This is a genomic window from Albimonas sp., from assembly GCF_055129145.1.
Map to the genome: position 1 here is coordinate 1 of NZ_JBSRTQ010000063.1, position 23,605 is coordinate 23,605.

The 23,605-nt window shown below is 70.5% G+C and carries 25 protein-coding genes; 5 read left to right on the forward strand and 20 right to left on the reverse strand.

Going from position 1 to position 23,605, the window contains the following annotated elements; translation table 11 throughout:
- From ACTB72_RS11425 to ACTB72_RS11450, 6 genes are all read right to left on the reverse strand, one after another.
- On the reverse strand, positions 1-232 hold a 232-nt coding region (locus ACTB72_RS11425; protein WP_463037142.1), incomplete at its 3' end, for a translation initiation factor IF-2 associated domain-containing protein.
- 340 nt (positions 233-572) lie between these two features.
- Positions 573-1,280 (reverse strand): RNA-binding protein, encoded by a 708-nt coding sequence (locus ACTB72_RS11430; RefSeq protein WP_463037118.1) that lies wholly within the window; start codon positions 1,278-1,280, stop codon positions 573-575.
- Between the two features lie 99 nt (positions 1,281-1,379).
- Positions 1,380-2,993, reverse strand: a complete 1,614-nt coding sequence (gene nusA, locus ACTB72_RS11435) for a transcription termination factor NusA (protein WP_463037119.1) — start codon at positions 2,991-2,993, stop codon at positions 1,380-1,382.
- Entirely contained in the window at positions 2,971-3,624 is a 654-nt protein-coding gene (rimP, locus tag ACTB72_RS11440; protein ID WP_463037120.1) for a ribosome maturation factor RimP, read from the reverse strand. Before rimP ends, nusA begins: the two co-directional genes overlap by 23 nt.
- A gap of 311 nt (positions 3,625-3,935) precedes the next feature.
- Positions 3,936-5,189: an MFS transporter gene (locus tag ACTB72_RS11445; protein ID WP_463037121.1), complete on the reverse strand. Its 1,254-nt coding sequence runs from the start codon at positions 5,187-5,189 to the stop codon at positions 3,936-3,938.
- Positions 5,186-5,788 carry a hypothetical protein gene (locus tag ACTB72_RS11450; RefSeq protein ID WP_463037122.1) on the reverse strand — a complete coding sequence of 201 codons (603 nt, stop codon included), beginning with the start codon at positions 5,786-5,788 and terminating at the stop codon, positions 5,186-5,188. The genes ACTB72_RS11445 and ACTB72_RS11450 overlap by 4 nt, the downstream gene beginning before the upstream one ends.
- Positions 5,789-6,027: 239 nt before the next feature.
- Here ACTB72_RS11450 and zapE point away from each other — a divergent pair, with 239 nt between their 5' ends.
- The 3 genes from zapE to ACTB72_RS11465 all read left to right on the forward strand — a co-directional run bounded on the left by zapE (position 6,028) and on the right by ACTB72_RS11465 (position 9,415).
- Positions 6,028-7,179 carry a cell division protein ZapE gene (gene zapE / locus ACTB72_RS11455; RefSeq protein ID WP_463037123.1) on the forward strand — a complete coding sequence of 384 codons (1,152 nt, stop codon included), beginning with the start codon at positions 6,028-6,030 and terminating at the stop codon, positions 7,177-7,179.
- A gap of 1 nt (position 7,180) precedes the next feature.
- Entirely contained in the window at positions 7,181-8,515 is a 1,335-nt protein-coding gene (locus tag ACTB72_RS11460) for a DUF2254 domain-containing protein (RefSeq protein WP_463037124.1), read from the forward strand.
- Between the two features lie 198 nt (positions 8,516-8,713).
- Positions 8,714-9,415, forward strand: coding sequence for a hypothetical protein (locus ACTB72_RS11465; protein ID WP_463037125.1), 702 nt, complete (start codon positions 8,714-8,716; stop codon positions 9,413-9,415).
- A gap of 111 nt (positions 9,416-9,526) precedes the next feature.
- Here ACTB72_RS11465 and ACTB72_RS11470 read toward each other — a convergent pair whose 3' ends face one another.
- From ACTB72_RS11470 to ACTB72_RS11500, 7 genes are all read right to left on the reverse strand, one after another.
- Positions 9,527-10,306: a succinate dehydrogenase iron-sulfur subunit gene (locus ACTB72_RS11470; protein WP_463037126.1), complete on the reverse strand. Its 780-nt coding sequence runs from the start codon at positions 10,304-10,306 to the stop codon at positions 9,527-9,529.
- Positions 10,307-10,330: 24 nt separating this feature from the next.
- The gene (sdhA, locus tag ACTB72_RS11475; RefSeq protein ID WP_463037127.1) at positions 10,331-12,136 is read right to left on the reverse strand and encodes a succinate dehydrogenase flavoprotein subunit; all 1,806 of its coding nucleotides are present in this window, start codon (positions 12,134-12,136) and stop codon (positions 10,331-10,333) included.
- Positions 12,137-12,197: 61 nt separating this feature from the next.
- Positions 12,198-12,578: a succinate dehydrogenase, hydrophobic membrane anchor protein gene (sdhD, locus tag ACTB72_RS11480; RefSeq protein WP_463037128.1), complete on the reverse strand. Its 381-nt coding sequence runs from the start codon at positions 12,576-12,578 to the stop codon at positions 12,198-12,200.
- Between the two features lie 14 nt (positions 12,579-12,592).
- On the reverse strand, positions 12,593-12,973 hold the full coding sequence (gene sdhC, locus ACTB72_RS11485; RefSeq protein WP_463037129.1) for a succinate dehydrogenase, cytochrome b556 subunit: 381 nt from the start codon (positions 12,971-12,973) through the stop codon (positions 12,593-12,595).
- A gap of 301 nt (positions 12,974-13,274) precedes the next feature.
- Positions 13,275-13,955: a TorF family putative porin gene (locus tag ACTB72_RS11490; RefSeq protein WP_463037130.1), complete on the reverse strand. Its 681-nt coding sequence runs from the start codon at positions 13,953-13,955 to the stop codon at positions 13,275-13,277.
- 273 nt (positions 13,956-14,228) lie between these two features.
- Positions 14,229-15,269: a MaoC family dehydratase gene (locus ACTB72_RS11495; protein WP_463037131.1), complete on the reverse strand. Its 1,041-nt coding sequence runs from the start codon at positions 15,267-15,269 to the stop codon at positions 14,229-14,231.
- Between the two features lie 136 nt (positions 15,270-15,405).
- Complete coding sequence (locus ACTB72_RS11500; protein WP_463037132.1) at positions 15,406-16,572, reverse strand: lipid A deacylase LpxR family protein; 1,167 nt, start codon at positions 16,570-16,572, stop codon at positions 15,406-15,408.
- 208 nt (positions 16,573-16,780) lie between these two features.
- On the opposite strand from ACTB72_RS11500, the gene ACTB72_RS11505 reads away from it, so the two are divergent.
- Positions 16,781-17,737, forward strand: coding sequence for a cyclase family protein (locus ACTB72_RS11505; RefSeq protein ID WP_463037133.1), 957 nt, complete (start codon positions 16,781-16,783; stop codon positions 17,735-17,737).
- Positions 17,738-17,811: 74 nt separating this feature from the next.
- On the opposite strand, the gene ACTB72_RS11510 is transcribed toward ACTB72_RS11505, so the two are convergent.
- The 6 genes from ACTB72_RS11510 to ACTB72_RS11535 all read right to left on the reverse strand — a co-directional run bounded on the left by ACTB72_RS11510 (position 17,812) and on the right by ACTB72_RS11535 (position 21,480).
- Positions 17,812-18,360, reverse strand: coding sequence for a YdcF family protein (locus tag ACTB72_RS11510; protein ID WP_463037134.1), 549 nt, complete (start codon positions 18,358-18,360; stop codon positions 17,812-17,814).
- Between the two features lie 17 nt (positions 18,361-18,377).
- Positions 18,378-18,938, reverse strand: coding sequence for an NnrU family protein (locus ACTB72_RS11515; RefSeq protein WP_463037135.1), 561 nt, complete (start codon positions 18,936-18,938; stop codon positions 18,378-18,380).
- A gap of 95 nt (positions 18,939-19,033) precedes the next feature.
- Positions 19,034-19,714, reverse strand: a complete 681-nt coding sequence (locus tag ACTB72_RS11520) for an ABC transporter ATP-binding protein (protein ID WP_463037136.1) — start codon at positions 19,712-19,714, stop codon at positions 19,034-19,036.
- The gene (locus tag ACTB72_RS11525) at positions 19,707-20,060 is read right to left on the reverse strand and encodes an MmcQ/YjbR family DNA-binding protein (protein WP_463037137.1); all 354 of its coding nucleotides are present in this window, start codon (positions 20,058-20,060) and stop codon (positions 19,707-19,709) included. The genes ACTB72_RS11520 and ACTB72_RS11525 overlap by 8 nt, the downstream gene beginning before the upstream one ends.
- A 49-nt stretch (positions 20,061-20,109) precedes the next feature.
- Entirely contained in the window at positions 20,110-20,859 is a 750-nt protein-coding gene (locus ACTB72_RS11530) for a YoaK family protein (RefSeq protein ID WP_463037138.1), read from the reverse strand.
- A gap of 54 nt (positions 20,860-20,913) precedes the next feature.
- Positions 20,914-21,480, reverse strand: coding sequence for an SH3 domain-containing protein (locus ACTB72_RS11535; protein ID WP_463037139.1), 567 nt, complete (start codon positions 21,478-21,480; stop codon positions 20,914-20,916).
- Positions 21,481-21,676: 196 nt separating this feature from the next.
- Here ACTB72_RS11535 and ACTB72_RS11540 point away from each other — a divergent pair, with 196 nt between their 5' ends.
- Positions 21,677-22,699 carry a 2-hydroxyacid dehydrogenase gene (locus tag ACTB72_RS11540; RefSeq protein ID WP_463037140.1) on the forward strand — a complete coding sequence of 341 codons (1,023 nt, stop codon included), beginning with the start codon at positions 21,677-21,679 and terminating at the stop codon, positions 22,697-22,699.
- Between the two features lie 18 nt (positions 22,700-22,717).
- Here the strand turns inward: ACTB72_RS11540 and ACTB72_RS11545 are convergent, their stop codons facing one another.
- On the reverse strand, positions 22,718-23,485 hold the full coding sequence (locus ACTB72_RS11545) for a HesA/MoeB/ThiF family protein (protein ID WP_463037141.1): 768 nt from the start codon (positions 23,483-23,485) through the stop codon (positions 22,718-22,720).
- Positions 23,486-23,605 lie beyond the last annotated feature (120 nt).

Consider the following 23,605-nt stretch of genomic DNA (forward strand, 5'->3'; position numbering starts at 1 on the left):
GGCGCGTCGCCGCAGCCGGGGCCGCGGCCGGCGCACGCGGCGCAGGCGCGGCGCCGGCGGCGGCCGCAGGCCCGCCCTCGGTCGGCTTCACGACCCGCTTGCGGGCCTTGGTCTCGACCACGACCGACTTCGACCGGCCATGGCTGAAGCTCTGCTTGACGCGGCCTTCGCCGCCTCGCGGCGCAGGGCCGCGGGTTCTCAGAGTGCCGCCGGTCTTGTCGTTGCCGTCCATGCTGTCGTCCATCAACGTCCTGTTCGCGTCCGCTGCCCCGGGGGCCGTATGCGGCGCCCCATGAGGCGCCTGGAATCGGATGTCTCCTGGCGGAGGCGTCCGGCTTCGCGGTCCCGGGCGGGGCCGCCGTGTTCGCCCCGATCGGGGGCCTTGCAGCCACGCCGGCCCCGAACGGGCGGGCGCGTCGTCGTCGGGCCTTCGCTTCGGAAGGCTTCGGGCCTTGCGTCGCCTTGCGGCGGCGCGGGTCCCGGCGCCTTCCCAAGGGAAGGATCGTCGGCGCCCCTCCTGGCGGAGGGAAAGGGACGCGGCAGCGATCTGTTCGCAGCCGGTCCCAAACGGGTCAGGGGTCCGACCGTTCGGTCGAACCCTCGGTCTCGCTCCGGTCAACCGCCGGCGCGTCTTGCGCGGGGCCGACCGGCTCTTCGTCGCCGGAGGGCCCTTCGAGGGGCAGGGTCCGGGGCCGGAAGCCGGAGAGTCGGGCCGCTTCCCGCAACACGCGGTCGGTGGCTCCATCCGCCTCCAGCGCGGCGTGTATCACATAGTCTCGTCCGAAGGCCAATCCCAACTCTTCGCTGGAAAGAACGTCGATCAGCGTTGCGTCGCCTGAAAGCGGCGCCAGCTTGCCGAGACCCTGGTCCGAGCCGTCGCGCGCATGCAGCAGGACGCCGACCGGACCTTTCTTCAGCCGCGCTTTTACCTTCTCGAACCCGGTGACCGCAAGCCCCGCCTTTCGGGCCAGCGCCACCGAATCGCCCACCCGCCGGGCGAGCAGCGATTCCAGCCGCTCGGCGAACCCCTCCGGCACCGTCACCGGCGCCCGGGCCACGCGCGAGAAGGCCCGTTTGCGGATCGCCTGGTCCAGCACCTCGCGACGCGAGGTCAGCCAGATGCCGTGGCCGGGCAGTTTCTCCGCCAGGTCGGGCACCACGTCGCCGTCGGGCCCGATCACGAACCGGATCAGATTGTCGGTCGGACCGCTTTCGCCCAGCACGATGCAGCGCCGTTCCGGTCCGTCCTCGCGGTCCTTGCGCCGTCCGCCTCGTGTCACGGGTCGCCTCGCCTGGTCGGATGGGTCCGCGCCTGCGGACGGAAACGCGCGCCCGGGCCGGTCAGGCCGGGGCGCGCGGATTTTCGCCTGCCGGAAGGCTCAGGCCCCCTGCGTCTCGCCTTCGGCGGCCTCGGCCGCTTCCGCGGCCGCCGCGTCGGCGGCGAGCTCTTCCTCCGTCACCCAGCCCAGCATCAGGCGGGCGCGCATGACCAGGGCCTGCGCCTCCTCGAGGCTCACGTCGAACGACTCGAGCACGCCGTCGTCCTTGGACCGCTTGCCGTCGACCACGGTCCAGCCGCCGGCCAGCTCCCAATCGGCGCAGGTGGCGAAGTCCTCGAGGGTCTTCACCCCGTCATTGGCCAGCGCCAGGATCATCTGCGGGGTCAGCCCCTCGAACTCGAACAGATCGTCCTGCACGCCCAGCTCCGCGGCCTTGTCGAGCGCCTGCTGGTTGAGCTCTTCGAGCGACTCGCGGGCGCGGGCCTGAAGCTCTTCGGCGGTGCCCTCGTCGACGCCGTCGACGGCGAGCAGCTCCTCCAGCTCCACATAGGCGACCTCTTCGAGGGTGGTGAAGCCCTCGGAGACCAGCAGCTGCGCCACGAATTCGTCGACGTTCATGGTGTCCATGAACAGCTTGGTGCGCTCGGCGAACTCGGCCTGGCGGCGGGAGGATTCCTCCTCCTCGGTCAGGATGTCGATGTCCCAGCCGGTCAACTGCGAGGCGAGCCGCACGTTCTGGCCGCGACGCCCGATGGCGAGCGAAAGCTGCTCGTCGGGCACCACCACCTCGATGCGCCGCGCGTCCTCGTCGAGCACCACCTTGGCGACCTCGGCGGGCTGCAGGGCGTTGACGATGAAGGTCGCGGGATCCTCGGACCACGGGATGATGTCGATCTTCTCGCCCGAAAGCTCGGAGACGACGGCCTGCACGCGCGAGCCGCGCATACCGACGCAGGCGCCCACGGGATCGATCGACGAATCGCGGCTGATCACGCCGATCTTGGCGCGCGAGCCGGGGTCGCGGGCGACCGCCTTCACCTCGATCACGCCGTCATAGATCTCGGGCACTTCCATCTTGAAGAGCTCGGCCATGAATTCCGGCGCGGTGCGCGACAGGAAGATCTGCGGGCCGCGGACTTCGGAACGCACGTCGCGGATGAAGGCGCGGATGCGGTCGCCGTTGCGGTACATCTCGCGCGGGATCAGCTGGTCGCGACGGATCACGCCCTCTCCGCGGCCGAGATCCACGATGACGTTGCCGTATTCCACCCGCTTCACCACGCCGTTGATGATGGTGCCGACGCGGTCCTTGAATTCCTCGAACTGACGCTCGCGCTCGGCCTCGCGGACCTTCTGCACGATGACCTGCTTGGCGGTCTGCGCGGCGATCCGCCCGAATTCCAGCGTGGGCAGGGGTTCGGAGATGAAGTCGCCTTCCTCCGCCTCGGGGTTCATCGCCCGGGCTTCGGAGAGCGCGATTTCGGTGAAGTGATTCTCCACGGTCTCCACGACCTCGCGGGCGCGGGACATGCGCAGCTCGCCGGTCTTGCGGTCGATTTCGGCGCGGATGTCGTATTCGGCGCCGTAGCGGGACCGCGCCGCCTTGGCGAGGCTGTCTTCCATCGCCTCGATCACGAGGTTCGGGTCGATCAGCTTCTCACGCGCGACGGCGTCGGCGATCTGCAGCAGTTCAAGCCGGTTTGCGCTGACCATTGGTCTTCTCCTGATCGTCGCCGCCATCCTCGGGGCCGTCATCGTCCCCGTTCTCGGCGTCGTCATCCTCGATGTCGTCGTAGAGGCTTTCGTCCATGTCGTCGGTGGCGAGCCCCGCCGCCTTGCGGGCCCGCAGCGATTCGGCGATCAGCTCATCCGTCAGGATCAGCTTGGCGTCCGACAGCCATTCGAATTTCAGGCCGATGGTCCCCTCGGGGATCTCGATCAGGATCTCGCCGTCCTCGACCCCGGCCAGCTGGCCTTTGAAGCGCTTGCGGCCGTCGATCATCTCGGTGGTTTCGATCTTGGCTTCCCAGCCGTCGAACCGCTCGAAATCCTTGAGGCGGGTCAGCGGGCGGTCGATGCCCGGCGACGAGACCTCCAGCGCGTAGACGCCCTGGATCGGGTCCTCGACGTCGAGCGCGGCCGAGAGCGCGCGCGAAAGCGTGGCGCAGTCCTCGACCTCCATCGTGCCGTCGGGCTTCTCGGCCATGATCTGCAGCGTGGATTTGCGCGCGCCCGACATGTAGCGCAGGCGCACGAGCTCGAAGCCCATCCCCTCCACCGTCGGCAGGATGAGTTCCGCCAGGCGGCGGTCCATCGGGGCTTTCGCCACCAGTTCGGTCGTCATCGGCATCGCCTCCTCAGGTCGCTCGCGCCCGCCGGAAAAGACGAAGGGCGGGCCGCAGCGGCCCGCCCTTTCGGTCCGGTCGCCACGATCCTCGGAAGGACCGCAGCGCCGCTATGTCGAGGGGGATATACACGTCTCCCCCCGCCCCGGCAAGGGCCGGGACGCATGCGGTTCCCTCCTGGCGCCCGGGCGAACCAGGACGCGCAGGCCGGGGCGCTGGTCGCCTGCGACGGCGGCGAGGTCGCGCAGGCGCGCGCCGCGGCGGCGCGCCGAATTCACCGTCATCCGTGCGCAAGCGGGCGCGGCGCATGTCAGGCCATCGCCGCGCGCGCGTCCAGCGGCCGCTCGTTGATCGGCAGATGCACGATGGCGGAGAACGCCCCGATGCCCACCCCGACCCACCACACCGCGTCATAGCTGCCGAACCGGTCGTAGAGCGCGCCGCCGAGCCAGACGCCGAGAAACCCGCCCAGCTGGTGGGACAGGAACACCCCGCCATAGAGCGTGCCCATGTAGCGCATCCCGTAGATCTGCCCGACGAGCCCCGCGGTCAGCGGCACGGTGGCGAGCCAGAGCGACCCCATCACCGCCGAGAAGACCAGCACGGTCCCCGGCGTCATCGGCAGCAGGATGAAGGCGGCGGAAGCCACGGTCCGCCCGGTATAGATCAGCGCCAGCATCAGCCGCTTGGAATAGACCGCGCCGAGGCGCCCCGCGATCAGCGTGCCGGCGATGTTCATCACCCCGATCAGCCCGATGGCCCAGGCCCCGAGCTGCGAGGTCGTCGAGATCCCGAACCCCGCCAGCACGCCGGAGGGGTCGACCGCCGCGCAGGCCTCGGTGATGAAGGCCGGGAAATGCGCGGTGATGAAGGCGAGCTGATAGCCGCAAGAGAAGAAGCCGAGGAAGATCAGCAGATAGGACGGGTCGGTCACCGCCCGGCGCAGGGCGGGGCCCATCGGGGCCGTATCGGCGCTTCCCACGCTCCGGTCCGGGGCGGTGCCGCGCATCAGCGGCAGCGCCAGCAGCGTGACGAGGATCAGGACCGCGAACACCTGAAAGACCTGAGACCAGGGCATCGCCGCCAGCAGCATCCCCGCCACCGGCGTCAGCAGGAACTGCCCGGCGGACCCCGCGGCGGTGGCGATGCCGAGCGCGAGCGAGCGATGCTCATCCGACGCGGCCTTGCCGACCATGGCGAGGATCACCCCGAAGCCGGTGCCCGCGATCCCCATCCCGATCACCATGTTGAGCAGCTGGTGACCGCCCGGCGTGGTGGCGACGGCGGCCGCCAGCAGCCCCGCCGCATAGGTCGCCGCCCCCAGCGCAATGGCGCGCCGCGGCCCCCAGCGGTCGGCCAGCGCCGCGAACAGCGGCTGCCCGATGCCCCAGAACAGGTTCTGGATGGCGATGGCGAACGAGAATTCGGCCCGCGGCCAGCCGAAATCCTCGGCCACCGGGATCTGGAACAGGCCGAAGGCGGCGCGGATGCCGAAGGACACGAAGATCACCAGGCAGCCGCCGACCAACACCGGGGTGATCAGGCGTTGGGAGGGGGCGGTCATGACGCGGTCCCCTCCGGCGCCCGCCATTCGGTGAGGGTCACGCCGGTTTCGGGGGTCAGGATCTCGGGGGGGCCGGGGATCAGGCCGGCGGCGGCGAGCGCGTCCTCGGCGGAATATCCGGGGCCGAGGCCGGAGAAAACGGGCCGGCCGCCGGGCAGGGGGCAGGACGGGTTGCGGGCCAGATGGAAGGACGCGAAGCCGTGGGCGAGGAACAGGTCGAAAGCGGCCCGCCCGCCGGGGACCCCGATGCGGCCGCCATCGGGGACGACGGTCGCCAGCATCTCGGCCACCGGCACGTCGGCGGGGTTCCATTCCCAGGCCTCCAGGCCGCGGGTCAGGCCGCGATGGCCACGGCTCATCACCACCCGCAGGCGGCGGGCGGCGTTGGGCGTCGCCTCGTGGCTGGCGCGGGCGAGCACGGTCGCCGCGCAGGCGTCGAGCGCCGCCTGGAACCGCGCCCAGTCGTTGGCGTCGCCGAGCCCGGGGGGAAACCGGCCCTCGGCGTCGGCGATGCAATCCTCCGGCGACAGAATCGCATGCCCCTCGATCCGCCAGCGGGCGGGGAGGACGGAGGCGGGGGGGGCGGCGGTCTGGGTCATGGAGATGCGGTTCGTTGCCGGGCGACAGGTCGCGTCGCCGCCGGAGACTGGCCGAGGGGGCGCCCTCAGGCAAGCCGGGAATGTAAGGCGGGCTGACCTTGATCGACGCCGCCACAGGCCCTGACGGCCCGCCCAGCTTGACACCGGGCCCGCGCCGCCGCATCGCCGACGGGTCGTTTCGCCCTACCCTTGCCGCCCGCGCCCATGCCCGACCGAAGCCAGAGGAGCCTGCCCCGACGATGACCGCCCCCGGATCCTCCGCCGCATCCCCCGCCCCGCATGACGCCGCCCAGACCCCGATGGCCCGCTACCGCGCCCTGGTCCGCGCCGGCACGCTGACCGAGGACCCGGCCCAACGCCACGCGGTCGAGCAGCTGCAGCTCCTCCACGACCGGCTCAAGGACTACGATCCGGGGCAGGGCAAGAAGGTGGCGCGCGGCTGGTTCGGCTGGGGGCGCGAGCGGGCGAAGCAGGACACGCTCGGCGGACTTTACCTCTATGGCGGGGTCGGGCGGGGCAAGTCGATGCTGATGGACCTGTTCTGCGACATCGCCCCGATCGCCCCCAAGCGCCGCGTGCATTTCCATTCGTTCATGCAGGAGATCCACGCCGGCATCAAAAAGGCCCGCGACGCCGGGTCCTCCGACCCCATCGCGGAGGTGGCGGAGACGGTCGCGGCTTCGGCCACGCTGCTCTGCTTCGACGAGATGCAGATCACCGACATCGCCGATGCGATGATCGTGGGCCGGCTCTTCGAGGCGCTGTTCGCGCGCGGCGTGGTGATCGTCACCACCTCCAACCGCCATCCCGACGACCTCTACAAGGATGGCCTCAACCGCGCGATCTTCGTGCCGTTCATCGAAATGCTCAAGCAGCGGCTCGACGTGCACCATCTGGAGGGGGCCGAGGACCATCGTCGCGACCGCGCCCGCGCCGACCGCCGCTATGTCGCCCCGCTCGGCCCCGAGGCGAGCGAGGCGGTGGACCGGATCTGGGAAAGCCTGGGAACCGGCCCCGAAACCCCGCTCGACCTGAAATTTCCCGGCCGTACCGAGACCTTCCCCCGCCATCGCAATCGCGCCCTGCGCGCCACGTTCGACGCGCTCTGCGCCCGGCCGCTCGGCGCCGCCGACTATCTGGCGCTGGCCGAGGCGGTGGACGCGCTGGTGATCGAGGACGTGCCCCGCCTGTCCCGCGCCCGCAACAACGAGGCGAAACGCTTCGTCACCCTCATCGACGCGCTCTACGAAGCGCGCACGAAGCTGTACATATCGGCCGAGGCGGAGCCGGAGACGCTTTACCTCGAGGGCGCGGGCGCCTTCGAGTTCGAGCGCACCGCCTCGCGGCTCGACGAAATGCGGGCGGCCGGCTGGCCGGAAAAGGCGGACTGACATGCGCTGGCGCCTGCGCCGGGCCTTCGACGCGGCCCTCGAAAGCTTCTGGTTCCTGCCGCTGCTGATGGTGGCGCTGAGCCAGTCGCTGGTGATGCCGGCGATCCTGTTCGGCGTCGATCCGGCGTCCTGGGCGACCGCGGCGGGGCTGGACGGGCTCGCGACGCAGATCACCACGCTCGCGGTGAAGCTCGACCGCGACGGGGCCCGCGACGTGCTGAGCATGATCGCGGGGGGGATGATCACCACCGTCTCCATCGTCTTCTCGCTCAGCTTCGTGGCGCTGACCCTGACTTCGCAGCAGATCGGCCCGCGGATCATCGACTTCTGGCTGCGCTCCAACATCACCCAGGCGCTGCTCGGGCTCAGCCTCGCGGCCTTCTTCGCCAGCCTCTCCGGGCTGCTGGCGATGACCCAGACCTCCGAGACCGGGCGGGTGGCGCTGATGTCGGTGGCCATCGCGGCGCTGCTGGGCTCGCTGTCGGTGGTGATGGTGGTGCTGTTCGCCACCCGCATGTCCGAGGCGATCCGCGCCGACGCCACCGTGGCGCGCATCGGCGACGCCTTCGTCGCGGCCTGCCGCTCCGGCGCCCCGCCGATGGATGCCGACGACGCCGAGGACGCCGCCGCCCTGCAGGCGCTGGCCGAGGCCGAAGGCGACCTCGCCCGGGCCGAGGACGCCGGCTATCTGGGGGATCTCGACCTCGACGCCCTGGCGATCTGGGCTGGCGAGCATGGGCTGCGGCTGCTGATCATGGTGCGCGAGAACGACCATGTGCTGCCCGGAAGGCCGCTGGCGCGGGTGGTGGGCTGGCATGACGGCGACCGGGAGGTGGTCGAAAAGGCGCTGCGCAACCGCATGGCGCTGACCGCGCGCCGCCGCCGCTCGGGCGTCGCGGATTTCGAGGGGGACGCGCTGTCCGAGGTGGCGCTGCGGGCGCTGTCGCCCTCGATCAACGATCCGTTCACCGCGATGGCCTGCATCGACCGCATCGCCGAGGGCTGCGCCCTGCTCGCGCGCACCGGCCCCGCCCGTCGGATGCGGCGGGCGGAGGAGCCGCGCGGCGTGGTGGTGGTCGCGGCGCCCGCCTGCGGGGCGGCCTGGCTGCTGCCGCGGCTGCTGCACCCGATCCTCGACGCCGGCGCCGAAAAGGCGGTGGTGCTGGAATGCGCGGCCCAGGCGCTGTCCGACATCGCCGGCATGGCCTGGCTGGAGGAGGACCGCGCCGCAACCCATCGCCTGCTGGCCCGGGTCGGGCGCGCGGCGGCGGCGCTCCCCGACCCCGACGACCGCGCCCTGGTCGAAGCGGCGCTGGCCGAGTCGCACCGCGCCTGAACCGCCCGTGGGCCGGCGCGTCGGGCCCGCAGGACGCGGATGGGGCGCTATCCCGTCCTGCCGACGGATTCCTCCCCGGATTCGCCTGAAACAGCACTAATGAAATCCTGAACCCGGTCGTAAAAAGTCTTTGATCACTCCCCAGAGCTAAATCCATGCCCGGGAGCCGTGTTTCGGCCGGGCTATGGGGACGACCACATGTTGCGCATGTTGCTGCTGCTCTGGGGAGCGGCTGCGCTGGCGGTTGGCGCGGGGGCGCCGGCGGCCGGACATTCCATCTACGAAACCGACCCGAATGCGAACGCCTGCTGCGGAGGGGAGCATTGTCAGCCCCTGCCGCTGGAATCGGTCGTCTGGGATCAGGAGAAGCTCGGCTGGACCCTGATCTGGCAGGGGGAGACGGTGTTCGTGCCGCGCGAAAGCGCGCTGCTGTCCCCGAACGAGGAATATCATGGCTGCGGCAGCCGCACCCGCGGCCTGTTCGGCGCCGAGGGCCCGCTGCCGCCGCGCGCCGCGGCGGAGCTGCCCCCGTGGAAGATCTGCTTCCTGGCGCCTGAGGAGGCGCTGAACACCGCCTTCGCCGACGACCGGGAGCGGCTGGCCTTCGGGGCCGTGCTCGACGGTCTGATGAGCACCGCCCGGGATCTCAGCCGCCGCGGCGTCGACCTCGGCGGCTTGCTGGGCGGGCTGACGCCGTCGCGCAACGTCGACGTCGGCGGTGGCGGATCGGGCGGCGGCGGATCGGGCGGCGGGGAAGCTCCGCATATCCCCTCCGGCGGCGATGGCGGCCAGAGCAGCGGCGAACCGCCCTCCGTGGTGCCGCTGCCGCCGGCCATCGCCCTGCTGGGCGGCGCGCTGGGCGCGCTGGGCCTGCTGCGCCGCTACCGGCGCGAAAGCTAGGCGCGCGACCGGGGGGCTCGCCTCCGAAGCCCAACATCTGGGGCCCCAAACCAAAAGGCCCGGCCGTTCCCGGCCGGGCCTTTCGTCTGTCTCAGCGGCGCGGGGCGCCGATCACATGGTGCGTTCGACCATCATCTTCTTGATCTCGGCGATCGACTTCGCCGGGTTCAGCCCCTTCGGGCAGGTCTTGGCGCAGTTCATGATGGTGTGGCAGCGGTAGAGGCGGAACGGATCCTCGAGGAAATCCAGACGGTCCTGGGTCGCCTCGTCGCGGCTGTCGATCAGCCAGCGATAGGCGTGCAGCAGGGCGGCGGGGCCCAGGTAGCGGTCGCCGTTCCACCAGTAGCTCGGGCACGAGGTCGAGCAGCAGGCGCACATCACGCATTCATAGAGCCCGTCGAGCTTCTTGCGGTCGTCGATCGACTGCTTCCACTCTTTCTCGGGCGCCGTGGTGTAGGTCTCCAGCCACGGCATGACCGCCGCGTGCTGGGCGTAGAAATGGGTCAGGTCGGGGATCAGATCCTTGACCACCGGCATATGCGGCAGCGGGTAGATCTTCACGTCGCCGGTGACCTCGTCCAGCCCGTAGATGCAGGCCAGCGTGTTGATCCCGTCGATGTTCATCGCGCAGGACCCGCAGATCCCCTCGCGACAGGACCGGCGGAAGGTCAGGGTCGGGTCGATCTCGTTCTTGATCTTGATCAGCGCGTCGAGGATCATCGGACCGCAGGTATCCATGTCGACATGATAGGTGTCGACCCGCGGGTTGGCTCCGTCGTCGGGGTTCCAGCGGTAGATCTTGAAAGCGCGGGTGTTCTTGGCGCCCTCCGGCTTCGGCCAGGTTTTTCCGACCGTCACGCGGGAGTTCTTGGGCAGCGCGAGTTCAACCATGGTTGGCTCCTTCCCGGGTCCGGATCAATACACGCGCGCCTTGGGCGCGATCTTCTTCATGTCGATGCCGCCGGCGTCCTGCTTGGTGAGCGGATCCAGCACCACCTTGCGATAGCCGAGCGTCACGTCGCCGTCGTCCGCGACCCAGGCCAGCGTGTGCTTGCGCCATTCCGTGTCGTCGCGATCCGGGAAATCCTCCCGCGCATGGGCGCCGCGGCTTTCGTGCCGCGCCTCGGCCCCGACCACCGTCGCCAGAGCGTTCGGCATCAGGTTGTCGAGCTCCAGCGTCTCCATCAGGTCGGAGTTCCACACGAGGCTGCGGTCTGTGACCTTCACGTCGGCGAATTCCTTGCGGATGGCCGCCATCTTCTCGCAGCCCTCCTTCAGCGTCTCGCCGGTGCGGAACACCGCGGCGTCCGACTGCATCGCGCGCTGCATGTCGAGCCGCAGTTCGGCGGTCGGCTTGGAGCCGTCGGCGTTGCGCAGGCGGTCGAACCGCTCCATCGATTTCTCGACCGAGGCCTGGTTCAGCGGCGCGTTCGGGGCCTTGGGGTCGACGATGGTCCCGGCCTTGATCGCCGCGGCGCGGCCGAAGACCACGAGGTCGATCAGCGAGTTCGAGCCGAGCCGGTTGGCGCCGTGCACCGAGGCGCAGCCGGCTTCGCCCACCGCCATCAGGCCGGGGACGATCGACTCGACGCCGCCGTCCTGGCGCAGCACTTCGCCGAAGTAGTTCGTGGGGATGCCGCCCATGTTGTAGTGGACCGTCGGCAGAACCGGGATCGGCTCCTTGGTCAGGTCCACGCCGGCGAAGATCCGGGCGGATTCGGAGATGCCGGGCAGGCGCAGGGCCAGCGTCTCGGGCGGCAGGTGATTGAGGTGCAGGTGGATGTGGTCCTTGTTCGGACCCACGCCACGCCCCTCGCGGATCTCGATGGTCATGCAACGGGAGACCACGTCGCGCGACGCCAGATCCTTGTAGGTGGGGGCGTAGCGCTCCATGAAGCGCTCGCCCTCGGAATTGGTCAGGTAGCCGCCCTCGCCGCGGGCGCCCTCGGTGATCAGGCAGCCCGAGCCGTAGATGCCGGTCGGGTGGAACTGCACGAATTCCATGTCCTGCAGGGGCAGGCCGGCGCGGGCCGCCATGCCGGCGCCGTCGCCGGTGCAGGTATGGGCGGAGGTGGCCGAGAAATAGGCCCGGCCGTAGCCGCCGGTGGCCAGCACGACCATCTTGGCGTTGAAGCGATGCAGGGTGCCGTCATCGAGCTTCCAGGCCATCACGCCCTGGCACTGACCGTCCTCGGACATGATCAGGTCGGTGGCGAAATACTCGATGTAGAACTCGGCGTTGTGCTTGAGCGACTGGCCGTAGAGCGTGTGCAGGATGGCATGCCCGGTCCGGTCGGCCGCGGCGCAGGTGCGCTGCACCGGCGGGCCTTCGCCGAATTCGGTGGTGTGGCCGCCGAAGGGACGCTGGTAGATCTTGCCCTCTTCGGTGCGCGAGAAGGGAACGCCGTAGTGCTCCAGCTCGTAGACCGCCTTGGGGGCCTCGCGGGCCAGATACTCCATGGCGTCGGTGTCGCCGAGCCAGTCGGAGCCCTTCACCGTGTCGTACATGTGCCACTGCCAGTTGTCGGGGCCCATGTTGCTGAGCGACGCGGCGATGCCGCCCTGGGCGGCGACGGTGTGCGAGCGGGTCGGGAACACCTTGGTCACGCAGGCGGTCTTGAGCCCCTGCTCGGCCATGCCGAGGGTCGCGCGCAGCCCGGACCCGCCGGCCCCGACCACGACGACGTCGTAGGTGTGATCCACATATTCGTAGGCGGCCATGGCTGTCCTCATGCGTTGGCGCGACCTCAGATCGCGCGGAGCGGGCGGCGCGGAGACGCGCTCAGCCCGCGAAGGCGATCTTGGCGACGGCGAAGACGCCGGTGAGGCCGAACAGGGTGCAGAACGCGATGTTCGCGATCAGCGCTGCGGTGCGCACGGCCTTGTCGTGCACATAGTCCTCGATCACCACCTGAAGGCCGAGCTGCAGGTGGCGGAAGGCGACGGCGATGAAGAGGATCAGGATCACCGCGTTGAACGGGTTGGCGTAGGTGGCCATCACGTCGGCGTGGCTCGCGCCCAGCGACCAGTCCAGCGGCAGGATCGCCAGCAGGAACAGCGGCACCAGGGCGACCGCGGTGATGCGCTGGGTCCAGAAATGGCCGGTCCCGCTTTTCGACGACCCCAGTCCGATGACGCGGCCCTTGTCGGTCTTGAAGCTCATGTCCGGTTCCCCCCTCAGACGATCCAGATCAGGACGGTGAGCAGCGCGGCGACGACCAGGGTCATCTTGCCGGCGAGCTCGGCCTGGTCGACGTCGAACAGAAGCCCGAGGTCCCAGATCAGGTGACGCACGCCGTTGGCGGCGTGAAAGCACATGGCGAACAGCGATCCGAACATCACCAGATTGCCGAGCCACGAGGTCAGCACCCCGTCGGCGGTCTCGAAATAATCGGGGCCGGAGGCCGCCGCCAGCAGCCACCACACCGTCAGGATCGCGCCCACGGCCAGCGCGCAGCCGGAGATCCGGTGCGCGATCGACATGATCGACGTCCATTGCGGGCGGTAGATGCTGAGATGGGGGGACAGGGGGCGTGAGCCCCGGTTCACGTCGGCCATTGCGACCCCTCTCGTTGTTCCGGCGCGGCGGCGCGACGAGTTTCGCGCCAGCCTGGCTGGCCGCCTGCATAGCGCTTCGTAAAGCGCGCGAAAAGCGCTGCAACGTCGCGCTTTGTCGAAAATCACGCCGTGGGGCCGGCGCGTCGCGGGGTGGAAGGCGAGGGATGCGGGGGTTTGTGATCACAGCTTGACGCTTGTGATCACGAAGGCCGTGGCGCGGGGTCGGGCGCCGGAGAATCGCTCCGCCGCAGCGGAGCGTCTTCCGGGTCCGGCCGCGGAGGCAGGACCCGGGGGGAGGGCCTCAGCGGCCCATCAGGCTCGCCCAGTCGGTGTCGAAGGACAGGGTGGCGTTGACCAGCCACTCCCCCTGCGAGTTGTCGTGGAACCGCAGATCGGCCGAGATCGTGTCGGTGATCGGGCGGGACAGGCCCACATTCCAGTCCGAAGCGCCGCCGCCATTGGTGTATTTGCCGATATTGCCCGACAGCTCCAGCTGCCAGAACAGGCCGATGGCGACGCCGGCGGTCAGGTAGTCCGAATCGAGGTCGAAATCGTGGTAATAGGCGCCGCTGATGCCGATGGCGTCGTTCACCTGGTAGCCGAGGCTCAGGTAGCCCTCGCCGCAGCAGTCGCCGCTGTCGGTGTAGACGTAGCGGATATAGCCGATGTCGTAGTCGATGCCGCGGAACGCGTTGCGGTAGCCGCCGTAGAAGTCCATTTCGACTTCGAACTCGCCGAAGTCGACATTGGACCCCCAGAACCCGGCATAGACCGCGCCGAGGCTCTCGGGCAGGGCGTATTCGCCTTCGACATAGGGCTGGAAGGCGGGGCCGTTGTCGGTCTGGCTGATGCCGCGGAACACGTAATCCGTGGTCACGGCGGCGCCGAGCGAGATGGAAACCGGGGACTCCTGCGCCGTCGCGGGGACGGCGGCCAGAAGCGCCAAGGAAAGGGAACAGGTGGCGATCGCGATCTTGCGCATCGAGGTGACTGCCTGAAGAGAGGGCCGGATCCGGCAACGAGCGCCGCATTGCGACGCTGATCCGGCATCGACGCTAGGATCGTGCTGCAGCGCAAACAAGCAGCTATTGCGACGGCCCATCACCAGGGGTTCATAATTGTTGCACATTCGACCCCTTCGCTCAAGAAAGCGGCGCTCTGCCTGCGGTGCAGGCGATCTGAGATCGGTTCGCGAATGGAACCGGGCCCCGACGCGGCGGCGCCAGGGCCCGGGACGACCGCGCGGGAAGGCCCTTCAGAGCGGGATCAGCGCCCAGATGTCGAGGTCGAGCAGCACGTTGGCGCCATATCTGCCACCCTCATCGCGCAGCGGGGCCGGCGTCGGGTCGTTCTTCACCGCCACCAGCCGCAGCCGCAACGCGCCGACGCCCGGCGCCGAGGTTCCGGCCTTGTCGAGGATTTCGGACCAGGCGTAGACGGTGTCCCCCGCGAAGCAGGGATTGGCATGCGCGCCGGCGTTGATCGCCACGATGGTCTGGGCGTTGGCGAGCCCGTTGAACGACAGCGCCCGCGCCAGGCTGATGACGTGGCCGCCATAGATCAGCCGCCGCCCGTCGTCGCGGAACCGGGCGTTGAAATGCACCTTGGCGGTGTTCTGCCAGAGGCGGGTGGCGAGCATGTGCTCGGCCTCTTCGATGGTCGAGCCGTCGACATGATCGATGCGCTCGCCGATCTCGTAATCGCCCCAGCGATGCGGCTCGCCGGCGGCCTCGAAATCGTAGGCGGTGAAATCCAGCCCCTCGGGGATGACCAGATCCGTCGCGGCCACCGTCTCGGCCAGTTTGGGGACCACCGGCGCCGGCGCCGGGGCGCCTTCGTCGCGCTTGCGCACCATCACCCAGCGCACCCATTCCAGCGCCGGCGCGCCATCCGCGGTCACCGCGGTCGAACGCACCCAGACCACGCCGGATTTGCCGTTGGAATTCTGGCGCAGGCCGATGATCTCGGTGGAGGTCGACAGCGTGTCGCCGGGATAAAGCGGCTTGAGAAACCGGCATTCCGCGTAGCCGAGATTGGCCACCGCATTCAGCGAGATGTCGGGCACGGTCTTGCCGAAGGCGACATGGAAGCCGATCAGATCCTCCAGCGGGCTGCGCGCGAGGCCCGAGGCGCGGGCGAAATCGTCCGACGAGGGCAGCGCGAAGCGGGTGGGGTAGAGCGCGGTGTAAAGCGCGCGGTCGCCCTCGGTCAGGGTGCGCGGCGTCGCGTGGCGCAGGGTTTGGCCGACCTCGAAGTCCTCGAAGAAATAGCCGGGATGGGTCTTGGAGGCGGGCATCAGGCGGGGCTCCCTGCGCAAGAAAGTTGCTGTCGCGGCGCACCATAAGCGTGGTCGCGGGGCGCGCAAGCGGTCGCCGCGCCGCGCCGTGCCGCTCGGGGCCGCGCCCCGGGCGACCCGCGACCCGCGCCGCCGCCTAGAAGCGGCTGCGCAGGTTGATGGAGCCGAACAGGGACATGCCGTCCTGGCCCGCATATTCCTCGGTGCGCAGCACCTGGGTGTAGCTCAGCTCCACCCGCCCGATCTGCACCGCGACGCCCGCCTGCAGGTCGGCCACCAAGCGGTTCGGCTCCACCCCGTCGACGCCGCCGAAGGTGTTGCCCTCGATGAAGATGTTGCGCCCGACCAGCCGGCCCTGCGCGCCGGCGAACACGTACCAGGAGAAATCGTCCTCGTTGCGGAAGAAGCCGGGCGAGGCCATCGCCGGACGCACCCGCGGCGGGCCGTAATCGTCCGACAGGTCCTGGCCCAGCCGGGCCAGGCCGCCGATGGCGAGCGAGGTGTCGACGTTGCCCAGCGCCACGGTGACGTTCGGCGCCCAGTCCACCGACAGGTCCAGCACCGGCACCGGCACGTCGGCCGAGAATTTCCATTTGCGCTCATAGAGCAGGCGCACGCCCAGCTCGTCCTCGACCTGACCGTCCCAGCCCATGGGCTTCTGCACGTCGAGGATGTCATGCACGATGGTCTGCGACTGCTCGGCCAGCGAGGACGGGCCGACCATGCCGATCTCGAGCGCCAGAGTGTCGAGCCGGTCGCCGCGGTCGGCCGCGACCCCGGCCCCGAGATAGAGGAACCCGGCATAGGGCCGGTCGGTGCTGGGCGGATTGGTCAGGGATATGTCGGAGGGCGTGTAGATGTTCTGGCCCAGCGTGTAGAATTCGTACCAGTCCGAGGCGTCCGAGAACCAGCCGTAAAGCCCGCTTTTCGTGGCGCGCCCGAAGGCGGTCAGGTTGTTGCGCGGGGTCACGTAGTCGAGCCGCACGCCGTTGGTGTAGTCGCGGTCCTCGTCGCCGAAGATGTCGTTCTCGAAGGTGATCGACCAGGTGCCGCGCGCGTCCGCGTCGGGCCCGACCGAGGCGGGCGCCGCCGGCTCCTCCGTCGGCTCGCCGGCCACCGGAGACGGGGCGGCGGGGGTTTCGGCGGCGGTTTCGGGCATGGTCTGAGCGAACGCGGCCGCCGCGGGGAGGAGGGCTGCGGGGATCATCGCGACGAAGCCTGCCGCGAACCGGCTGGCGCGGCGGCGGGGCGATGCGGCGGGGCGCGGCGAAGGCCGGCGCGGCTTGAGGCGGCTGAGACGCACGTTGAGGGCTCCTGGATCAGGTCGGCGGGCCGATCGGCCAGCGCCGGCGCCCCCTCCGACCCGCCAGCAGATAGCACGGCATGAACCCGAGACAACGCCGAAATCCGCCGATTCGCGCTTGATCGGGGCGCGCCCTAACGTAAAGTTCAAGCTCCGAAAATGATCGGGCGCCGCCTCAAGAGCTGCCCGACGCAGGGAGGAATATTCGATGTCGCTGACCACCCACGCCCGGACTGCGTTCGCAGCCCTGGCCACGCTCGCCTTCGCCGGCGCCGCGATGGCCGCGGACTGCACCCCCTCGAAATGGGGCGCCGACGACGAGATCGGCTCGGCCAACCTCGTCACCCCCGAACAGGTGATGATGGCCACCAAGCTGGTGAAGAAGGGCATGAGCGCGCCGCTCGGCATCACCATCGACCGGAATACCCCGGCCTTCGCGCCGCGCTCGCTGTCCATGCAGGTGGTCCAGCCCGGCCAGGTCGGCGGGACCGATCCGCTCGGCTATGGCGGGGGCGGGGTCTACAATGACGACATCATCCAGATGTGGTTCGGCATCGGCTCCCAGATCGACGGGCTCGGCCATCTGGGCGATCATGGGCGGTTCTACAACTGCAACGACGCCAAGGAGATCTCGCAGATCGGCGGGCTGACCAAGCTCGGCGTGCATAACGTGCCGCCGCTGGTCGGACGCGGCGTGGTCATCGACATGGCCAAGCATTTCGGCAAGCCGTTCCTCGAGGCCGGTCACGCCATCGTCGCCGAGGACGTGAAGGCCGCGATGGCGGAGCAGAACATCGAGGTCCGCAAGGGCGACGTGGTCCTGTTCCACACCGGCTGGACCGATGCCAAGCTGGAGAGCGCGCCGGCTGAATGGGGCGCCGGAGAGCCGGGGATCATGCCCGACGTGGCCGAGATGCTGGCCGAGGCGGACGTGATGGCGGTCGGCGCCGACACCTGGGGCATCGACGTGGTGCCGCAGCCCCAAGGGGCCAAGGTGTTCTATTCCCACGTGGTTCTGCTGCGCGACAACGGCATCTACCTGCTGGAGACGATGAATACCGGCCCGCTGGTCGAAGCCGGCGTGAGCGAGTTCATGTTCGTGCTGGGTCAGGCGCGGGTGCGCGGCTCGGTGCAGATGATCATCAACCCGGTCGCGCTCTGGTGAGACCTGTCTCCCGCCGGCCCATGACGGGCGGGCGGGACGGACATCCGGACACGGGCGGCTTCGGCCGCCCGTTTTCATGTGAGGCGGTGAAACAGCGCCAGCGCGGCGGAACGGGGGGTGGCCAGCGTCTCGATCGCGCGCCGGAGCAGGCGGGGGCCAAGGGGCGCAGGCGAGGCCGCGGTCGGGGCCGGACGCGCGGCGATGCCGTGCAGCGCGAAGCAGAGCCGGGCGCGGGGCATATGCCACGGGTCGGTGACCAGCGTCACCGACCGCACGCCCAGCGCGAGGATCAGCGGGCGGGAGAAACGGGCGTTCTGCTCGGTGTCGCGGGCGCGATCCTCGACCAGCAGCGCCGCGTCGGGGAGGCCGGCGAGGCGGAGCCGGGCGCGCATCGCGGCGGCCTCGCTCCGCGCCGGGCTCCCCGCCGCGCCAGGCGCGCCGCCGGTGACCAGGATGCGGACGTCGCGCCCCGACTCCCGCCCCGACTCACGCGCCTCCCGCCACAACGCCGCCGCGAGGTCCACCCGGCGGCCCAGCGCCGGGCTGGGCCGGCCGTCGGGCAGCAGGGCGGCGCCGAGGACCACGATGATCTCGGGGATCTCCGGCGCCGCCGTCGCGGCCATTCCGGGCGCGCCGGGCCTCAACCCGGGAAGGGCCAGGGGCCGACCAGCCCGTGGATCATCCCGAACGCGATGAACGCGACCAGGGTGATCCCCACCAGAATGACGTCCTTCTTGCGCGGCGCCGGCGCGGGCTTCAGCCAGGCCCCGTCCCGCGCGTTGATGGCGTAGATCGAGACCAGCGCCCAGGCGCCCAGCCCGCCGAACAGCACCACCGAGGCGACGTCGCCGTTGACCAGCAGATGCGCAACCGCCCACACGATCACCGACAGCAGCATCGGGTGCCGCACATAGCGCTTCGCATTGCCCTTGGAATGCGAGGCCCCGAGCAGCGCCACCGCGATCAGCATCATCAGGTTGTTGAGGTGGATGGCCCAGGGAAAGAACCACAGCTCGGAATACTCGGCGCGCCGGTAGCCGATCACCATCAGCGTGATCGCGACGAAGGACACCAATGCGAACAGCCCCTTCCAGGGCCCCTCGCCGATCCGCGCGACCATCGCGTTGCGGGTCGGGCGGGCCAGGGTGGGAAACGAATGCGTGACGGCCCATAGGGCGACGCCGAGAATCAGAAGGGTCATTGGCTAGCTCCCAAGCGGCCAGGAAGGGGTTGGCTTGAATCGGAGCATAAACCATGGCGGGGCCCCCGACACGACCGGCGCGGCGCCGCGGCGCCTCAGACCCCGAGCAGCCGGTCGCGGATCTCGGGGGTCAGCGCGTCGGGCGTTCCGGTCCAGACCGACCGGCCCTTTTCCAGGATCACGCAGCGGTCCATGACCGGCAGCAGCTCGGCCAGGCTCTTGTCGACCACCAGCAGGGACTGGCCTTCGGCCTTCAGCGCCCGGATCGCGGCCCAGATCTCCTGGCGGATGACGGGGGCGAGGCCCTCGGTCGCCTCGTCGAGGATCAGGAGCCGCGGATTGGTCATCAGCGCCCGGCCGATGGCGAGCATCTGCTGCTCGCCGCCCGAAAGAGTTCGGGCGGACTGGCCGGCCCGCTCGGCCAGCCGCGGGAACAGGTTTTCGATCCGCGCGCGGTCCCAGGGGCCGGGGCGGGCGGTGGCCACCAGGTTCTCGGCCACCGTGAGGTTCGGAAAACACCGCCGGCCCTCGGGGGCGAGGCCGAGGCCGAGGCGCGCCGCCCGGTAGGCGGGGGTCCCGGCGAGGTCGCGGCCCATGAAGCGGATGCGCCCGGTCCGATGCGGGGTCAGCCGGCAGATCGAGCGGATGGCGGTGGATTTCCCCATGCCGTTGCGGCCCATCAGGGCCACCGCCTCGCCGGCCGCGACCTGCAGGTCGACGCCGTGCAGGGCCTGCGAGGCGCCGTAGAAGGTCTCGATGTTTTCGACCTCAAGCATCGGCGACGGGGCCCAGCGCGGCCTGGGTCTTCTTCGGCAGTTTTTCCCGGATCAGCGCGTAGGAGGCGCGCACGCGGTGGGTCAGGTCGGCCTCGTCGGCCAGCGCCCACGGGACCAGCGCCCAGCTTCGATGAAAATAGCGGGCGCGTTCGGCGCGGCCGGCCTCGATCAGCATTTCGGCGGTCTCCGCATCGGCGCATTTCACCGCGACGCCCTGATCGAGCGTCCCGATGCAGGCGAACATCTTGCCGCCCACCTTCCACGCCGCGTGCCCGCCGCCCCAGGGGTCGGAGCATTCGGCCCCGGGCAGGGCGGCGCAGATGCGGGCGACGGTTTCGCGGCTCATGCGGTCAGGATCGCGCGGCGCGGGGGGCGGCGCAAGGCGGGGCCCGGCGTCACCGTCGACGCAGCCGGGCGAGATCCACCGCCATCGGTCCGGCGGCGATCAGCGCCAGCACCGCGGCCAGCGGCAGCGCCGCATGCAGCCCGAAGCGCGCGAAGCCCACCGCCCCCAGCGCGCCCGAGATCAGGAAGGTGGCGGTCAGCCCGGCCAGCATCGTGAGCTTTTCCGGATCGGCCCGCACCGGCTCCAGCGGCGCCTCGCCTGCGCGGATCGGGCCGGGCTTGGAGGGGTAGAGCGCCCGGCCGATCTCGATCCCCAGATCGGTCACCAGCCCGGTGACATGCGTGGTCCGGATGCGCGAGCCCGACAACTTGGTGATCACCGCGTTCTGCAACCCCATCACGAAGCACAGCAGCAGGCCCACGGCCGCCACTTCGGCGGCGGAGCGCGCGCCGGTCAGGCCGAACACCACCAGCAGCAGCGATTCCAGCGCGAGGGGCAGGGCGTACAGGCTCTCCAGCCGCCGGCGCCGCGCCCAGTTCACCATCAGACAGCTCACCGTCGCTCCGCCGACGAAGGCCGTCAGCGCCGCGGCCCCGGCCCAGACCAGCGCGAAGCGGCCCAGCGCCAGGTCGTCGGCCATGCCGGACACGATCCCGGTCATGTGCGAGGTGTAATGCCCGATGGCCATGAAGCCGCCGGCATTGGCGGCCCCGGCGACGAAGACCAGCAGCACGGCCAGCTGGCCGTCGGCCGCCGCGTCCCGGTCTCGTCCCGCGATGCGTCGCAGCCAGGGGATCATGGTCCGGCGTCCCGTCTCGATGTCAGGTTGCGCGCCCGCCGGTCGGGGGCGCGGTCAGTCGAAGGTCTCTTCGGGCGAAACGCCCCACAGCGCGGTCTTGGAAAGCCAGCCCTCGACGCCGTCCTTGTAGACCTCGCACCAGTCGCGCCCGCAGGCCTCGACCTTGAGGATCACGCCCGGCGCCGCGCGGGCCACCACCGGCGAGGCGGCGGTGGCCTCGGCGCGCAGTTCGGCCTCGACCGGGGTGACCAGCGCGGTGCGCACGCCGCTCAGCATCGAGTAATGCACCCAGCCGAAGCCGCCCTCCTGGTCGCGGACCCGGCGCCAGTGGCCGTATTCGGCGATCACCTCCAGCGGCATGCCGCGGCGCAGGAACACCCAGTCCACCCGGTGGGTCATGCCGGGGCCGCGGCGCACATTGGCCTGGGTGGCCTTCAGGCTGACATAGCGCGGCAGCGGCAGGCCGGTGACCGGGCCGGCGCCGGGCGCGGGCTCGCCGGCCGGTTCGGGGCCGAGATCGGCGGGCGCGTCGGCCGCCGCCGCCGCCTGCGTCGGCCCGCCCGCCATCAGCGCCAGCGCCAGCATGCATCCGAGCGCCCGCCGCCCGCCGCGTTTGTCCATCGGTTTTCGCTCGCCCGTCATCAGAAGCCTGCTCCGCCTCCTGGCCGCGCCCGGTTCGGCATGGGTCCGCCTCGCCGGATCCCGGTCCAGGCCGCCGCCGGACTCCGTCGGCCCGTCAGGTTGCTCAACCCGTGGACCCCGCGCCGGCTTTTGGTTAAGGCTATCGCATCAGCACGGCCAGGAGAAGCCCGAGACCATGCCCGCAGGTTCCCGTCCCCTCCCCTTCCCCGGCGGCCGTCCGCGCGTCGTCGTCACCCGCAAGCTGCCCGAGGCCGTCGAGGCGCGGATGCGCGAGTTGTTCGAGGTCGACCTCAACATCTCCGACGCGCCGATGAGCCGCGAAGCGCTCGCCGACGCCGTGCGCCGCGCCGACGTGCTGGTGCCCACGCTGGGCGACAAGATCGACGCGGGCCTGATCGGTCAGGCCGGTGCGGACCTGAAGCTGATCGCCAATTACGGCGCCGGCGTCGACCATATCGACGTGGAGACGGCGCGCCGCCGCGGCATCCATGTCTCCAACACGCCGGGCGTGCTGACCGAAGACACCGCCGACATGACCATGGCCCTGATGCTGGCGGTCCCCCGCCGGCTGCGCGAAGGCGCCGCGGTGATCGAGGCCGAGGACGAGGCCGGCTGGAAAGGCTGGTCCCCCACCTTCATGAACGGGCGCCGGATCACCGGCAAGCGGCTCGGCATTCTGGGGATGGGCCGCATCGGCCAGGCGGTGGCGCGGCGCGCCCGGGCCTTCGGGATGCAGATCCACTACCACAACCGCCGCCGGCTGCATGCCGACATCGAGACCGCGCTCGACGCCACCTGGTGGGAGAGCCTCGACCAGATGCTGGCCCGCATGGACATCGTCTCGGTCAACTGCCCGCACACGCCCGCGACCTATCATCTGCTCAACGCCCGCCGGCTGAAGCTGATGAAGCCGACCGCCTATATCGTGAACACCTCCCGCGGCGAGGTGATCGACGAGAACGCCCTGACCCGGATGCTGCGGGCGGGCGAGCTCGCGGGCGCCGGCCTCGACGTGTTCGAGCGGGAGCCGGTGGTGAACCCGCATCTCAAGGGCCTGCCCAACGTGCTGCTGCTGCCCCATATGGGCTCGGCGACCGAGGAGGGGCGGCTGGAGATGGGCGAGAAGGTCATCATCAACATCAAGACCTTCGCCGACGGCCACCGCCCGCCGGACCTGGTGGTGCCCTCGATGCTCTGAAGCGGCCGCGGCGATCCGTCAGGCGACGGAGACGCCGCCCCCGCAGACGGGGCAACCGGGCCGGGGGCGGACCTTGATCGTGCGCGCCTCGGCCCAGAGCGCATCCCAGAGCAGGAGGCGGCCGGACAGCGGCTCGCCCGCGCCGACCAGCAGCTTCACCGTCTCCGCCGCCATCATCGAGCCGATGACGCCGGCCAGCGCGCCCAGCACGCCCGCTTCGGCGCAGGCGGGGACGAGGCCCGGGGCGGGGCGTTCGGGGAAGACGCAGGCGTAGCAGGGGCCGCCTGCGGCGGGGTTCCAGACCGAGAGCTGCCCCTCCCACTGCCCGATGGCGCCGGCGACCAGCGGGATTTTCAATCGCGCGCAGGCGGCGTTGGCGAGGTGGCGGGTGTCGAAATTGTCGGACCCGTCGAGCACCACGGCGTGGCCTGCGAGAATCGCGTCGGCGTTGGCCTCGGTGAGGCGGGCGGCGATGCCGCGCACCTCCACGCCCGGATTGACCGCGGCCAGAGCGTCGCGCGCGCTGTCGGTCTTGGGGCGGCCGACGGCGGCGGTGGCGTGCAGGACCTGGCGCTGGAGGTTCGAGAGCGACACCGCGTCGTCGTCGATCACCGTCAGCCGGCCCACCCCCGCGGCGGCGAGGTAGAGGAGCGCGGGCGAGCCGAGGCCCCCGGCCCCGATCACCGCGACCGAGGCGGCGCGGAGCGCGGCCTGGCCGGGCCCGCCGATCTCGCGCAGCACGATATGGCGGGCGTAGCGATCGAGCTCGTCGTCGGTCAGGGCCATGGGGGTCTCCGGCAAGGGCGGAGGGCCAGAGGTAGACATGCGGGCCCTCGGCGCCAAGGCGGGAAGCCGCGCGTGGGCGGCGCCGCCGCAGCAGGCGCCGCGTCCCGGGCCCGCCTGGCC

Excerpts from the sequence above, each read along its gene's own strand:
- ACTB72_RS11520 (WP_463037136.1), bottom strand. The coding sequence starts at position 19,714 with ATGCTTGAGGTCGAAAACATCGAGACCTTCTACGGCGCCTCGCAGGCC.
- ACTB72_RS11490 (WP_463037130.1), bottom strand. The coding sequence starts at position 13,955 with ATGCGCAAGATCGCGATCGCCACCTGTTCCCTTTCCTTGGCGCTTCTG.
- ACTB72_RS11510 (WP_463037134.1), bottom strand. The coding sequence starts at position 18,360 with ATGGCCGCGACGGCGGCGCCGGAGATCCCCGAGATCATCGTGGTCCTC.
- ACTB72_RS11525 (WP_463037137.1), bottom strand. The coding sequence starts at position 20,060 with ATGAGCCGCGAAACCGTCGCCCGCATCTGCGCCGCCCTGCCCGGGGCC.
- sdhC (WP_463037129.1), bottom strand. The coding sequence starts at position 12,973 with ATGGCCGACGTGAACCGGGGCTCACGCCCCCTGTCCCCCCATCTCAGC.
- ACTB72_RS11470 (WP_463037126.1), bottom strand. The coding sequence starts at position 10,306 with ATGGTTGAACTCGCGCTGCCCAAGAACTCCCGCGTGACGGTCGGAAAA.
- ACTB72_RS11515 (WP_463037135.1), bottom strand. The coding sequence starts at position 18,938 with ATGACCCTTCTGATTCTCGGCGTCGCCCTATGGGCCGTCACGCATTCG.
- ACTB72_RS11535 (WP_463037139.1), bottom strand. The coding sequence starts at position 21,480 with ATGGACAAACGCGGCGGGCGGCGGGCGCTCGGATGCATGCTGGCGCTG.
- zapE (WP_463037123.1), top strand. The coding sequence starts at position 6,028 with ATGACCGCCCCCGGATCCTCCGCCGCATCCCCCGCCCCGCATGACGCC.
- sdhD (WP_463037128.1), bottom strand. The coding sequence starts at position 12,578 with ATGAGCTTCAAGACCGACAAGGGCCGCGTCATCGGACTGGGGTCGTCG.
- ACTB72_RS11460 (WP_463037124.1), top strand. The coding sequence starts at position 7,181 with ATGCGCTGGCGCCTGCGCCGGGCCTTCGACGCGGCCCTCGAAAGCTTC.
- ACTB72_RS11495 (WP_463037131.1), bottom strand. The coding sequence starts at position 15,269 with ATGCCCGCCTCCAAGACCCATCCCGGCTATTTCTTCGAGGACTTCGAG.
- ACTB72_RS11540 (WP_463037140.1), top strand. The coding sequence starts at position 21,677 with ATGCCCGCAGGTTCCCGTCCCCTCCCCTTCCCCGGCGGCCGTCCGCGC.
- ACTB72_RS11445 (WP_463037121.1), bottom strand. The coding sequence starts at position 5,189 with ATGACCGCCCCCTCCCAACGCCTGATCACCCCGGTGTTGGTCGGCGGC.
- nusA (WP_463037119.1), bottom strand. The coding sequence starts at position 2,993 with ATGGTCAGCGCAAACCGGCTTGAACTGCTGCAGATCGCCGACGCCGTC.
- sdhA (WP_463037127.1), bottom strand. The coding sequence starts at position 12,136 with ATGGCCGCCTACGAATATGTGGATCACACCTACGACGTCGTCGTGGTC.
- ACTB72_RS11465 (WP_463037125.1), top strand. The coding sequence starts at position 8,714 with ATGTTGCGCATGTTGCTGCTGCTCTGGGGAGCGGCTGCGCTGGCGGTT.
- ACTB72_RS11505 (WP_463037133.1), top strand. The coding sequence starts at position 16,781 with ATGTCGCTGACCACCCACGCCCGGACTGCGTTCGCAGCCCTGGCCACG.
- ACTB72_RS11450 (WP_463037122.1), bottom strand. The coding sequence starts at position 5,788 with ATGACCCAGACCGCCGCCCCCCCCGCCTCCGTCCTCCCCGCCCGCTGG.
- ACTB72_RS11530 (WP_463037138.1), bottom strand. The coding sequence starts at position 20,859 with ATGATCCCCTGGCTGCGACGCATCGCGGGACGAGACCGGGACGCGGCG.
- ACTB72_RS11545 (WP_463037141.1), bottom strand. The coding sequence starts at position 23,485 with ATGGCCCTGACCGACGACGAGCTCGATCGCTACGCCCGCCATATCGTG.
- rimP (WP_463037120.1), bottom strand. The coding sequence starts at position 3,624 with ATGACGACCGAACTGGTGGCGAAAGCCCCGATGGACCGCCGCCTGGCG.